Below are 11,727 nucleotides of genomic sequence, written 5' to 3'. Positions count from 1 at the left end.
GACAACCTCAAGGATTATTGGCTAAGTTTAGCGAAACTTTCGGGAAAAAGCTGTAGTTCAGGAGTATTATCCCCCGGGGCGGAGAAGGATTTTTTAATCTGTCCCAGGTACAAAGGAGCAGATAAACCGGGCTGAGGATGAACGAGAGTGCGAGCGCTAATGATAAATTGATTATTACCGCCAGCACCGGCGCGACCGGAGGAAAACAAGTCACTAGCGGCTTGTTTTAGGGTTGCTTCCACCTGCTCGGGAGTAACAGTATTGGGCAGGGAGATAACAGCTTGATTAGCTCCGTTATCATAGACAAGGGAGAATCTCACCGCTCCAGGAATTTCGGTACGGGTAAATAATCCTAACCCAAGACCGAAAATCCCCACCGTCAACACAGCCATAAAGCTAGTGATACCGACGAGACGAAAGCGGATTCCCCAACCGACGAGAAAAGCGATAATCGTAAGTACCAAAAAAACCAGCGTGGCAATGCCAGACCATTGGATGTATTTGGCAAAGTTCAGGGGAATGTCCATATTTTCTATAATACTGATTCTATGAAAACGGTTAGCATAAACCATTGTACCTATCCTGTGGTCGAAACTTTCCATTCCGTCCAGGGCGAGGGCTTTTGGACGGGAAGCAATGCTTTTTTCCTCCGTTTGGGAGGTTGCGATGTCTATTGTCCTTGGTGCGACCAAAAAGAGTCTTGGAATGCCCACCGTTATCCCCAACAATCCCTGGGGGAATTGGTAGAGATGGCAAAAGGGGCTAACCCCGCTATGGTGGTGATTACTGGGGGTGAACCTTTGATGCACAATCTTGATCCTTTAACCAAGGAATTAAAAAATCAGGGTTTACGGGTACATTTAGAAACTTCTGGCGCTCATCCTTTTACTGGGGTTTTTGATTGGGTGACTTTTTCTCCTAAAACTTATAAAATGCCCGATCCTAGTATTTATACACGGGTGAATGAGTTAAAAATTGTCGTGGCTCATCCAGAGGATTTAGAATGGGCAGCTATGCAGGAAAGTAAGTTATCGGAAGGGGTGATCAAATATCTACAACCCGAATGGAATACAGCAGAAAGCAAAGAGTTAGTCTTTAATTATGTTCTTCGGCATCCCCAATGGCGTCTCAGTCTCCAAACCCACAAGTTTTTAGGAGTCCGCTAACTGATAACTGATAACTGATAACTCAGGTTAACTAACTATTTTTCGCCTCTAATTTGGTCAAACGACTTTTAAGTTCCTGATTTTCCTGTTTCATTTTTTCTAATTCCTCGCGAATTTCCTGAATTGCTTTGTCGGAACCTAATTTTTTCTGGACTTTTTGTACTGCTTCCTCGGCTACACGACGAACGCGACCATCGGGAGTTCGATCGCTCAAAGCTTGTAAAATAGCGATAGCTTTGGCATTTTCTATCTGTCCTAAAGCGTTACACACTGCCACTTGTGTCAAGAAAAAAGTTTCCTTGGCAATGGTTTCTAAACGTTCCAAAATTACGGTTAATTTGTCGGTGGTTTGTCCGGAAGAAATCGCTCCTAGGGCGCGGATAGCTCCTAATCTCAGGGGTTGAGGCGTGCCTAAAGCCGTGTAGGTCAAAATTGACTCTAAAGCCGCCGGCGAGGTTTTTAACTGGCTTAAACCGCCAATTGCGCCCGCTCTTACTACCTCATTCCACCCCTTTCTTGACTGTAAAATATGATTGAGCAGGTCAATAATTTCCCCTTCTTGATTTTGCAATTGTCCCACGGCCATGGAGCCTAATCCTCGCGCTGTGGCCGCTTCCACATAATAACTAGCATCTCCAGCTTCTAGTAGGGATTTAAGCGCGTGATAACTATCTAAGGTTTTAATTTCACTTAATCCCTCGACAACTGCCCGACGTACTTGGGCTTTTTCGTCGTTTAAACCTTTAATTAAAGCAGTAACTGCCTGATCTAAACCAAGAGTTGCTAACTGTTTAGCCACCTCCACACGCACCCCCCAAAAAGGCTCATTTTCTAGGGATGTCCCTAAAGCTTCGATCGCTTCTAAACCGCCTTTTTTAGCAATGGCTATGGCTGCATAGATACGGGAAATCGGGTCGGGATCCTGTTGTAATTGCGCTTTTAATTCACCGATGGGATACTCAAGAGTGACGGTTTTGAGGAAATTATTACCCCGATCGAACTTGACAAAATCGGGCTTTTGTGCTAGGGGAAAATAGAAACTTTGTTCTTTTTGGTGAATCCGCAGATTGTAGGTAATATCCTCAGAGTTGAGATAGGCAAAAGCGACGGGAATTTTCAAGTCGAATAGTTCCTTTTCGTCTTGGGTTTGGGTGACAGTTAATTGGGCTAAATTATTCTGATTGTCCCAACTGTAGGCCACCTTATAATCGGGATGACCACCGCGATAAACATACTGATCAAAGAGGAATAATAAATTGTACCCGGTCGCTTTTTCGATCGCCCGTAATAAGTCCACAGTTTCCACGGTTTTATGGGCATTATCTCGCACAAAAGTATGAATCGCTTTTGCGAATAAATCTTCCCCCAAAATAGAGCGAATCATGTGATAAACACAAGCACCTTTTTCGTAGAGATGACGATCATAAAGTTCGATCGCTTCTCGATAAACATGAGTAACAATCGGACGACGATAGCGGGAAGCATCTTCTTCTAAATAACTTCTTGCTTCCCCTAATAAATAATAACTAGCAGCTGCTTTTCCGTATTCCGATTCTGTCCATAAAACCTCAGAATAGGAGGCCATTCCCTCTTTAATCCAAGCGTGAGACCAGTGTTTAATCACCACTAAATCACCGAACCATTGATGAGCTAATTCATGGGCAACTAAGCTTTCTGTCCAAGTATGATCAATGCTGGCTCTTTGATCAATTAAACAGCGATCGGTTAAAATTGTGGTGGAAGTATTTTCCATCCCACCAAAAATAAAATCATCTACACAAACTTGCGCGTATTTGGGATAGGGATAGGGATAACCAAACTTTTGGCTAAAAAACTCGATCATGCGGGGAGTTTTACCCATACTTCTTTGGCCCTCTTCTTCCCGTCCTTTTTCCACATAATAAGTGACAGGAACACCATTCCATGAGTCGCATAATTCAGCAAAATCTCCCACCGCAAGAGTCATTAAATAGGTAGGATGAATTTGCTTTTGTGACCAGTGATAAATTCTGTCCTCACCCACGGGTTCCACCGAGATTAATTCCCCGTTAGAAATAGCGATATAGGGTTGGGGAATTTTAACCCGAATTTCGGAGGTAGTTAATTGACCGGGGTAATCAAAACAGGGAAACCAAAAGCGAGAATCTTCATCTTCTCCCTGGGTCCAAACTTGCATCGGTTTATCGGGATAATATTCATCAGGTCCGATAAAATATAATCCCCGTTGTGGTTGCTTAACCTGATAGTTAATCGTCAGGATAATCGGTTTATCGGTGGTGGGTTGTAACAGATGAATGGTCAGGAGAGAACGATCATAGTCAAAGGGTTGACTGATACCTTCAATGAACACAGAATTAATATTTAGATCCACCGCATCCAGAGTTAAACTGCTAATTCCCTGACGAATGGGGGTGAGGGTAATCTGACAGCTGCCCTGAAAACTTTGTTGGGGAATATCAATAATTAAATCGAGAAAAATATGATTAACTTGTCCGGGTCGATCGGGGTTATAATGGGGTTTAGCCCCCGGTAATTCAAAGGGTTGACGCTGATTATTTTCCGTGTCGATGGTGAGATGAGACATATTAGCCCTAACTTGCTGATTTTTGTCCAGTAAACTTAAATTAACACGATCGGTCGTCCCTTTCCTTGCTAACAATAATCCCACCCCTATGAATCTCCCCTCCTTTCTCTGGTTATGGAAAATTGCCGCTTGGTCGATGGGATTTACCCTCTTTGCCTATTTTTTACTGGCAGTTTCGGGGGTAAACATGGGTTATCGACGACTTGCGGGCCAATCTCGACCGAAATGGTTAAGACCCTTTCATCTCCTCAGCGGCCTGATCATGGTTGCTTTGGTCTTAATTCTGCTGGGAATCGGATTAGTGGGAACAATCGGTCATTATGGCAGTTTAGGCCACTCTTCCCACCTGATAGCGGGTTTATCGGTGGTTTTTCTGGTTTTTGTTTCGGCAATTACCGGCCTGAACATTACAACTCGTCCACCTCTAGTGCGGTCTCTCCACATCGGCACTAATCTTTTATTGTTTCTGGGTTTTCTTTTTGTTACCCTAACAGGATGGGATGTGGTCCAAAAATATCTACAATAAAAATAGTCGGCGATCGAGTGGAGACTGTTTGATCAAGAAAAACTAGCCATCTCATCCCGAAAAATCGCTTTTTAGTGACAGAATACTCACCCCCAAATTATTATGCAAACCGTCGAATCACAAGCTATTAACACGATGTCAGTGCCAAAAAAAGGGCTACCGGTAACAATTATTACTGGGTTTCTTGGTAGTGGTAAGACTACTCTCCTCAATCATATTCTCAGCAATCAACAGGGATTAAAAACTGCTGTTCTTGTCAATGAATTCGGTGAAATCGGTATCGATAACGAACTGATTATCAGCAGTGATGACAGCATGGTAGAATTAAATAATGGCTGTATTTGCTGCACGATTAACGAGGATTTAATTCAAGCGGTTTATAAAATTCTCGAACGTCCCGAAAAAATCGATTATTTAGTCGTAGAAACCACAGGATTAGCCGATCCTTTACCGGTAGCCTTAACCTTTTTAGGGACGGAATTACGGGAAATGACCCGTTTAGATTCCATTGTCACTATGGTGGATTGTGCCAATTTTAGTCTCGATTTATTCAACTCGCAAGCGGCCTTAAGTCAAATCACCTACGGTGATATTATTGTTCTCAATAAAACCGATCTAGTGGATGAAGCGGATGTGGATTCTTTAGAAATAAGAATCCGGGACATGAAGGAAGGAGCGAGAATTATTCGTACTAGCAAAAGTCAGGTCCCTTTACCCTTAATTCTCAGCGTCGGACTATTTGAATCGGATAAATATTTCGACACAGAGGAAGAACACCACGACCATGATCACCACGACCACGATCACGACCATTGCGATCATGATCACGACCATGATCACCACCACGATCACGATCATGATCATCACGACCATTCCAATCATTTAGAGGTGGATGGATTTACTTCTATTTCCTTTGCTAGTGACCAACCTTTTTCGATTCGGAAGTTCCAATATTTCCTCGATAATCAGTTACCGGAAAGCGTTTTCCGCGCTAAGGGTATTCTCTGGTTTGATGAAAGTCCTAAACGTCATATTTTCCACCTCAGTGGTAAACGTTTCACTCTCGAAGATGACGAATGGAAAGGTAGTCCGAAAAATCAGCTAGTTCTTATCGGTCAAAATCTTGATCATGAAACCCTAAAAGAACAGATTAACAATTGTCTCAGTTTACCTGCTGTCAATCGCGGTAAAGGATTTGGGAAATAAACCCCGCTTTGTAAATCTACTAAGTTGGGATTTTTAAGGGGAAACTCTCTGCTAAAGTCGGGCGTTACTTTCGATTTTTTCCCTCAATCCAAGCTTTTGGGGGGTTCTACCCCCCAAACCCCCCGCGCATTAGCTTTTCGGTGGGATGCTTACAGGCAGCTGCTGATCCATTTGTCATCATCTAAAAGTCACCGATAATTGCTGATTGTCGGTATTTCTGCCTTCCTAACTCCTGACTCTAAGGACAATTTTTTGATTTTTACAAGAGGTCTATTGACCTTCTTGAGGTACTTTTCCCCCTAAAGATTCTACGATCGAGCGCGTATTTTCTTTCAGCATTTTTACATAACTATCGCCCCCAGTACCCACCGCACCGATCGAATCAGAATATAATTGTTGTGGTGCTAATTTCACCCCCGCTTCTTCGGCTACCGTGGTAATTAAAGCGGGATTAATAGTCGTCTCGGCAAAGATAGCAGCAATCTGGAGATTTTTAATAGCATCGGCTAGATTTTTCACCGTTTGGGCGCTAGGTTGTTCTTCGGTACTAATACCAATTAAAGTTCCCACTACTTTTAAACCATAGGCATGAGCATAATACTGAAAAGCGTCATGAGTGGTGACTAATTGCCTTTGGGAAGGGGGGATAGTTTCAATAGCCGCAGTAATCCAGCGATCAAGGTTTTCTAATTCCCTGATTAATTGGGCGGCATTTGCAGTAAAAATCTCTTTATCTTCGGGACTTAATTCAATCAATTGATCTCGGATTTTTTCCACCATGATTATACCATTTTTAGCCGAACCCCAAACGTGGGGATCGGGGACTTTCCGCCCTTCTTTTTCCATTTGTAAAGGCTTGATTGCTTCTCCCACGGCCACTTTTTTAGCTTTAACTGCCGTAGAATTGATCATTTTAATTAACCCCGGTTCGAGATTATAACCGTTATAGAGAATTAAATCAGCTTTTTCTAAAGCCACGCTATCGGCGGGAACTGGTTCATAAACGTGGGGATCATCCCCCGGTTTTAAAATATCTTGATGGTCAATTTCTTCACCGCCCACTCGTGCGGTTAAATCGGCGATAATTGTGCTAGTGGAAATTACCTTGGGTTTTTGGTTATCGGTGGTGTTAACCGAGGGATTACAAGCAACCAATCCCAAAAATAAACAGGATAAAATTAGTTTTTTCATCGGAAAATAGAGATGAGGGTTTAGAGGTTAGAGATGAGGGGAAATGGCATTGTTATCTATCTTGATTTTTTTCCTGACTAAAGACTCCTTTTACCATTAAAATAGAGAATAGAGAAGGTGTAAATTCAAAAGACATGGATAACCAAGCCCCGATTAAACTACCGAAAACCAGCGAATCCGACCACCTCAAGCGCATTCGTCACACCACCTCCCATGTTATGGCCATGGCGGTGCAGAAATTATTCCCGAAAGCCCAAGTTACTATCGGGCCTTGGACTGAAACCGGATTTTACTACGATTTTGATGTGCCGGAACCTTTTACCGATAAGGATCTCAAGGACATCAAAAAAGAGATGGTCAAAATTATCAATAAAAAACTGCCGGTGATTCGCGAGCAAGTTTCTCGGGAAGAGGCGGAAAAGCGCATTAAAGCGATTAATGAAGTCTATAAGCTGGAAATTCTGGCGGGAATTCAAGAACCCATCACCCTCTATCATCTTGGTGACGCTTGGTGGGATTTGTGCGCCGGTCCGCACCTAGACAATACAAGTGAACTAGACCCGAAAGCGATAGAATTAGAGACGGTAGCGGGTGCTTATTGGCGTGGGGATGAGAATAAAGCCCAATTACAGCGCATTTACGGCACAGCCTGGGAAAATCCCCAACAATTAGCCGAATACAAGCGCCGTAAGGAAGAAGCACTCAAACGTGACCATCGGAAATTAGGCAAAGAATTAGGTTTATTTATTTTCTCTGATTCTGTCGGTCCTGGATTGCCTTTATGGACCCCCAAAGGAACTTTAATTCGTTCTTTGTTAGAAGATTTTCTCAAAAAAGAACAGTTAAAACGCGGTTATTTACCCGTAGTTACTCCCCATATTGCTCGCGTCGATTTGTTTAAAATTTCCGGTCACTGGCAAAAGTACAAAGAAGATATGTTTCCCATGATGGCAGACGATGAGGAATCTGCTAGTAAGGAAATAGGATTTGTTCTCAAACCGATGAACTGTCCTTTTCATATTCAAATCTATAAAAGTGATTTGAGATCCTATCGGGAATTGCCGATGCGTCTGGCAGAATTCGGTACAGTTTACCGTTACGAACAATCGGGAGAATTGGGAGGATTAACTAGAGTTCGCGGTTTTACCGTCGATGATTCCCATTTGTTTGTCACTCCCGAACAATTAGACAAGGAATTTTTAAGCGTTGTTGATTTAATTTTGACGGTGTTTAAGAGTTTACAATTAAAGAATTTTAAGGCGCGATTGAGTTTTCGTGACCCCGAATCGGATAAGTATATCGGTTCCGATGAAGCTTGGGAAAAGGCACAATCAGCGATTAGAAAAGCGGTGCAAACTTTGGGGATGGATTATTTTGAAGCCCCCGGAGAAGCGGCTTTTTATGGTCCTAAATTAGACTTTATTTTCCAAGATGCCCTCGAAAGAGAATGGCAGTTAGGAACGGTACAGGTAGATTATAATTTACCCGAACGTTTTGAATTAGAATACGTTGCCGAAGATGGTAATCGTAAACGTCCGGTGATGATTCATCGCGCACCCTTTGGTTCTTTGGAACGTTTAATCGGTATTTTAATCGAAGAATACGCGGGGGATTTTCCTCTTTGGTTAGCCCCTGTCCAGATACGATTATTACCGGTTAGTGATACTCAATTGGATTACGCTAAAGAGGTGACAGCGAAAATGCAATTGTTAGGAATTCGCGCCGAAACCGATACCAGTGGCGAACGTTTGGGTAAAATGATTCGCAATGCTGAAACCGCAAAAATCCCCGTGATGGCAGTGGTGGGGGCAAAGGAAATGGAAACTAATAGTTTAAGTATTCGCACCCGTGCAGCGGGCGATTTAGGGGTAATTAGCGTCGAGGAAGTGGTGGCAAAATTAGAAAGTGCCATCCAAAATCACGGTAATTTTTAAGCGTTTGCTTATCTAATTCTATGGGGACAGAAAATATTTCTGTCCCAGTATTTTTGATAAGTACCTAAGCAAAATTAATTACACATTTCGATAAAGCTTTTGCCTATTGCCTCTTGCCTATCTTCACTAGGAAATTTATTTTGCACGACTACTTAAAGCGAGGAGATTTTTCCTGATTATCCTTTAGGTATCATCATCTTTTTTAAAGGGATTTTCCCCAATGCCTAGGCCTTTTTTGCTCTCTTTTAAGTCTTTCCAGAGGGCTTTAATTTTCTGGTAGGCTTCTAGAGAACTGATTTTGCCCCCGGTTTCCAGATTACAAATAAAACTGACTTTTTGGGCAAATTCCTGTAAATTGGCGTTAAATAGCAAGTTTTCTGGCTTAAATTCCCCATAGTAGGGGGCGCGAGGATAGAGAAAATTCTCCTTGCGGCGATCGGGGAGATTTGGGTTATCATCGTTAGGAGGATTCTGATTCATAGGGCGACGGCGGGTAATTTTGCGGAATTTCTTTAGATTTTTCGGTAATGGTAATGGGAGATAATATCAGTTGTTGGCTATCATTGAGGATTTAAGTAAAAACTTGACTGATTCGCCAAAAGTTGACCCTGGGGATCGTGACACTTTTTGGTTATAGGTTAAGGCTCGGTCTCAAAATGCTGGCAGTTATCTTTAAGCAGCAATTATACATTATTTTTTCTCAACAATCATCTCCCTGATGATCTAAATTTTTTATCTAGGTTGATCGCCAAAATTTACTGCTGCCGCTATCTGATTAACCATCGATTTTCGTTTATCAATTGCCGAGGATGATAACTATGGAAAAACTCTATGAAGGTAAGGCCAAAATTCTCTATCAAACCGATGATCCCGATATTCTCCTCACTTATTACAAAGACGATGCCACCGCTTTTAATGCCCAAAAACGCGGGCAAATTGTCGGCAAAGGAGAAATTAACTGTACTGTCTCCACTGCCCTATTTCAATGGTTAGAATCCCTAGGAATACCTACCCATTATATCGATCGCCCTAGTTCTAGGGAAATGCGCGTCAAGGCGATTAAAATCATTCCTTTGGAGGTAGTAGTCAGAAATATCGCCGCCGGGAGTTTGTGCAAGCAAACGGGATTAGAGGAGGGGAAAGTTTTACCTTTTCCTCTTGTAGAATTTTACCTCAAGGATGATGCTTTAGGCGATCCTTTGTTAACAACCGATCGCATAAAAGTGATCGATATTGCCAGCGAGGAGCAAGTCAATCAGTTACGAGATTTAGCCCTGCAAATCAATCAATATCTGCAAGAATTTTTCGATAAGTGCCAGATTATTCTCGTCGATTTTAAGTTAGAATTTGGAGTTGATAAAACGGGCAAAATTTATCTAGGTGATGAAATTAGCCCCGATACCTGTCGTCTCTGGGATAAAACCCAAGAGGATGCCCAAGCGCGCATTCTCGATAAGGATCGTTTTCGTCGCGATTTAGGAGATGTGGAAACTGCCTATCAACAAGTACAAGCAAGAGTTTTACAACAGATAGAGAGTTTATAACTTTAGGGTGTGTTAGCGAGCGCGTAACGCACCTTAATTGAGATTAGCAATTTAATAATTTATGTCAAGAAGAATTATCGGGTTAACAGGGGGAATAGCCTGTGGTAAATCCACGGTTTCCAATTATTTAGAAAATATCTACAAAATTCCTGTCCTTGATGCGGATATTTATGCCCGGGAAGCAGTGGAAAAAGGTTCGGCAATTTTAGAGAGAATTTTTCAGCGTTATGGCAGAAAAGTTAAAACTGAGGATAATTCCCTTAATCGCCAGCAGTTAGGAGAGATTATTTTTAATAATCCCGAGGAAAAAATCTGGTTAGAAAGTCAGATTCATCCCTACGTCAGAGAATGTTTTAATCGGCATTTAGAGCAGTTAGAAGCCCCGATAGTTGTTTTTTCTGTTCCTTTATTATTGGAAGCCAAACTAACCCATTCAGTCACAGAGATTTGGGTGGTTTCCTGCGGTTTAGAGCAACAAATTCAACGCTTAATGACTAGAAATAACTTAACTAGGGAACAAGCGATCGCTCGGATTAATAATCAAATGCCTTTAGCCGAAAAAATTGCCTTAGCTGATATTGTTTTGGACAATTCTGGGGATTTAGAAGCTTTATATCCCCAGATCGATCGAGCTATACAATAGGGATTAATTTTAAAACAACCAGGCAAATTTTCCCACCCCGAATTTTACATAGAGAATAATTGCCAAAACCAATAAAAATAGAAAGCCAATAATTAATAAATAGTCTTTATTGGTTAAGATTGATTCCTGTAAAAATGTGCGATTAGGATCACCAGAGAAAGCCTTAGCTTGTAAAACTACCTCTAGTTTTTGCGATTTAGCCATAGCATTTAAAATTAAAGGTACAGCGATGGAAGCATAAATTTTTCCTTTTTGCAGCCAACCCATTTTTTCTATTGCTAATCCTCGTAATCTTTGAGCAGAAATAATCGATCGAGATTCTTCTACTAGGAGAGGAAATAAACGCAGGGTAGAGGAAAAAATAAAGACTATTTTGTAAGGAATTCTGGCTTTAGTTAAACTCACCATCATCTGATTTATATCGGTGGTAAAAATAGCGAGGGGAATAATTAAAACCATCGTGAGAGTTTTAAAGATAACATTTAAACCGTAGAGGGTTCCCTCCACAGTCATTTTAGTAGAACCGACAGTTAATAAGGGAGTTAATTCAGTTTTTCCCGTTAAAGCTTTTACCTGTTCCACATTAAAAAATCCCATGGTAATTAATAAGAATAGATAAAAGGGAGCCATGAATTTTAAAATAGTGAGGAGATAAGACCATTTTACCCCCGCCCAGAGACAAGCTAAAGCGACAATAAGAGTTAGAAAACCGCCAGCGAGAGGACTTTCCCAAGTAAAAGCGATGAGAGTAACCACGATCATCATGGTTAATTTTGTCCGAAAATCTAGGCGAGTAAAAGGAGAATCTCGATCGACGGTTTGCCAGTTAAATGATTGCATAATCAAGAAAAAAGTTAGTAAGTAGCTAGGTGTTAAAAACTGTCAGATGCCCCCTTATTAAGGGGGATCCCCCCGCCTATCGGCACCCCCCTT

General features: G+C 41.7%; 11 protein-coding genes. 6 read left to right on the top strand and 5 right to left on the bottom strand.

Features of this window, described 5'->3' with window-relative positions:
• Window positions 1–14: 14 nt before the first annotated feature.
• Entirely contained in the window at window positions 15–572 is a 558-nt protein-coding gene (locus ACOCD9_RS04615) for a Ycf51 family protein (protein ID WP_287701481.1), read from the bottom strand.
• On the opposite strand from ACOCD9_RS04615, the gene ACOCD9_RS04610 reads away from it, so the two are divergent.
• Window positions 549–1,166, top strand: a complete 618-nt coding sequence (locus ACOCD9_RS04610; RefSeq protein ID WP_419546553.1) for a 7-carboxy-7-deazaguanine synthase QueE — start codon at window positions 549–551, stop codon at window positions 1,164–1,166. The genes ACOCD9_RS04615 and ACOCD9_RS04610 overlap by 24 nt on opposite strands.
• Before the next feature lie 31 nt (window positions 1,167–1,197).
• Here the strand turns inward: ACOCD9_RS04610 and ACOCD9_RS04605 are convergent, their stop codons facing one another.
• Window positions 1,198–3,834 carry a M1 family aminopeptidase gene (locus tag ACOCD9_RS04605; protein ID WP_419546552.1) on the bottom strand — a complete coding sequence of 879 codons (2,637 nt, stop codon included), beginning with the start codon at window positions 3,832–3,834 and terminating at the stop codon, window positions 1,198–1,200.
• Window positions 3,835–3,838: 4 nt separating this feature from the next.
• Between ACOCD9_RS04605 and ACOCD9_RS04600 the strand changes: the two genes are divergently transcribed.
• Both ACOCD9_RS04600 and ACOCD9_RS04595 read left to right on the top strand, forming a co-directional pair.
• Complete coding sequence (locus tag ACOCD9_RS04600; RefSeq protein ID WP_194015147.1) at window positions 3,839–4,276, top strand: DUF4079 domain-containing protein; 438 nt, start codon at window positions 3,839–3,841, stop codon at window positions 4,274–4,276.
• A 102-nt stretch (window positions 4,277–4,378) separates the two neighbouring features.
• Window positions 4,379–5,482, top strand: coding sequence for a CobW family GTP-binding protein (locus ACOCD9_RS04595; RefSeq protein WP_419546550.1), 1,104 nt, complete (start codon window positions 4,379–4,381; stop codon window positions 5,480–5,482).
• 270 nt (window positions 5,483–5,752) lie between these two features.
• On the opposite strand, the gene ACOCD9_RS04590 is transcribed toward ACOCD9_RS04595, so the two are convergent.
• Window positions 5,753–6,673: a metal ABC transporter solute-binding protein, Zn/Mn family gene (locus ACOCD9_RS04590; RefSeq protein ID WP_419546549.1), complete on the bottom strand. Its 921-nt coding sequence runs from the start codon at window positions 6,671–6,673 to the stop codon at window positions 5,753–5,755.
• A 134-nt stretch (window positions 6,674–6,807) separates the two neighbouring features.
• Here ACOCD9_RS04590 and thrS point away from each other — a divergent pair, with 134 nt between their 5' ends.
• On the top strand, window positions 6,808–8,607 hold the full coding sequence (gene thrS, locus ACOCD9_RS04585) for a threonine--tRNA ligase (protein WP_419546548.1): 1,800 nt from the start codon (window positions 6,808–6,810) through the stop codon (window positions 8,605–8,607).
• A gap of 183 nt (window positions 8,608–8,790) precedes the next feature.
• Here thrS and ACOCD9_RS04580 read toward each other — a convergent pair whose 3' ends face one another.
• Window positions 8,791–9,087, bottom strand: a complete 297-nt coding sequence (locus tag ACOCD9_RS04580; protein WP_002776576.1) for a DUF7219 family protein — start codon at window positions 9,085–9,087, stop codon at window positions 8,791–8,793.
• A gap of 338 nt (window positions 9,088–9,425) precedes the next feature.
• Here ACOCD9_RS04580 and purC point away from each other — a divergent pair, with 338 nt between their 5' ends.
• Window positions 9,426–10,151, top strand: coding sequence for a phosphoribosylaminoimidazolesuccinocarboxamide synthase (gene purC, locus ACOCD9_RS04575; protein WP_277882335.1), 726 nt, complete (start codon window positions 9,426–9,428; stop codon window positions 10,149–10,151).
• 61 nt (window positions 10,152–10,212) lie between these two features.
• Window positions 10,213–10,794 (top strand): dephospho-CoA kinase, encoded by a 582-nt coding sequence (gene coaE / locus ACOCD9_RS04570; RefSeq protein WP_287701467.1) that lies wholly within the window; start codon window positions 10,213–10,215, stop codon window positions 10,792–10,794.
• Window positions 10,795–10,803: 9 nt separating this feature from the next.
• On the opposite strand, the gene ACOCD9_RS04565 is transcribed toward coaE, so the two are convergent.
• Window positions 10,804–11,634 carry an energy-coupling factor transporter transmembrane component T family protein gene (locus ACOCD9_RS04565; RefSeq protein WP_158201088.1) on the bottom strand — a complete coding sequence of 277 codons (831 nt, stop codon included), beginning with the start codon at window positions 11,632–11,634 and terminating at the stop codon, window positions 10,804–10,806.
• Window positions 11,635–11,727: the final 93 nt, after the last annotated feature.

Origin of the sequence: Microcystis sp. (assembly GCF_048564745.1) — a bacterium.
GTDB lineage: Bacteria > Cyanobacteriota > Cyanobacteriia > Cyanobacteriales > Microcystaceae > Microcystis > Microcystis ichthyoblabe_A.
Note: the sequence above shows the minus strand (reverse complement) of the source record. Positions and strands in the feature narration are given on the sequence as shown.

Excerpts from the sequence above, each read along its gene's own strand:
- ACOCD9_RS04610 (WP_419546553.1), top strand. The coding sequence starts at position 549 with ATGAAAACGGTTAGCATAAACCATTGTACCTATCCTGTGGTCGAAACT.
- ACOCD9_RS04615 (WP_287701481.1), bottom strand. The coding sequence starts at position 572 with ATGGTTTATGCTAACCGTTTTCATAGAATCAGTATTATAGAAAATATG.
- ACOCD9_RS04600 (WP_194015147.1), top strand. The coding sequence starts at position 3,839 with ATGAATCTCCCCTCCTTTCTCTGGTTATGGAAAATTGCCGCTTGGTCG.
- ACOCD9_RS04595 (WP_419546550.1), top strand. The coding sequence starts at position 4,379 with ATGCAAACCGTCGAATCACAAGCTATTAACACGATGTCAGTGCCAAAA.
- ACOCD9_RS04590 (WP_419546549.1), bottom strand. The coding sequence starts at position 6,673 with ATGAAAAAACTAATTTTATCCTGTTTATTTTTGGGATTGGTTGCTTGT.
- thrS (WP_419546548.1), top strand. The coding sequence starts at position 6,808 with ATGGATAACCAAGCCCCGATTAAACTACCGAAAACCAGCGAATCCGAC.
- ACOCD9_RS04580 (WP_002776576.1), bottom strand. The coding sequence starts at position 9,087 with ATGAATCAGAATCCTCCTAACGATGATAACCCAAATCTCCCCGATCGC.
- purC (WP_277882335.1), top strand. The coding sequence starts at position 9,426 with ATGGAAAAACTCTATGAAGGTAAGGCCAAAATTCTCTATCAAACCGAT.
- coaE (WP_287701467.1), top strand. The coding sequence starts at position 10,213 with ATGTCAAGAAGAATTATCGGGTTAACAGGGGGAATAGCCTGTGGTAAA.
- ACOCD9_RS04565 (WP_158201088.1), bottom strand. The coding sequence starts at position 11,634 with ATGCAATCATTTAACTGGCAAACCGTCGATCGAGATTCTCCTTTTACT.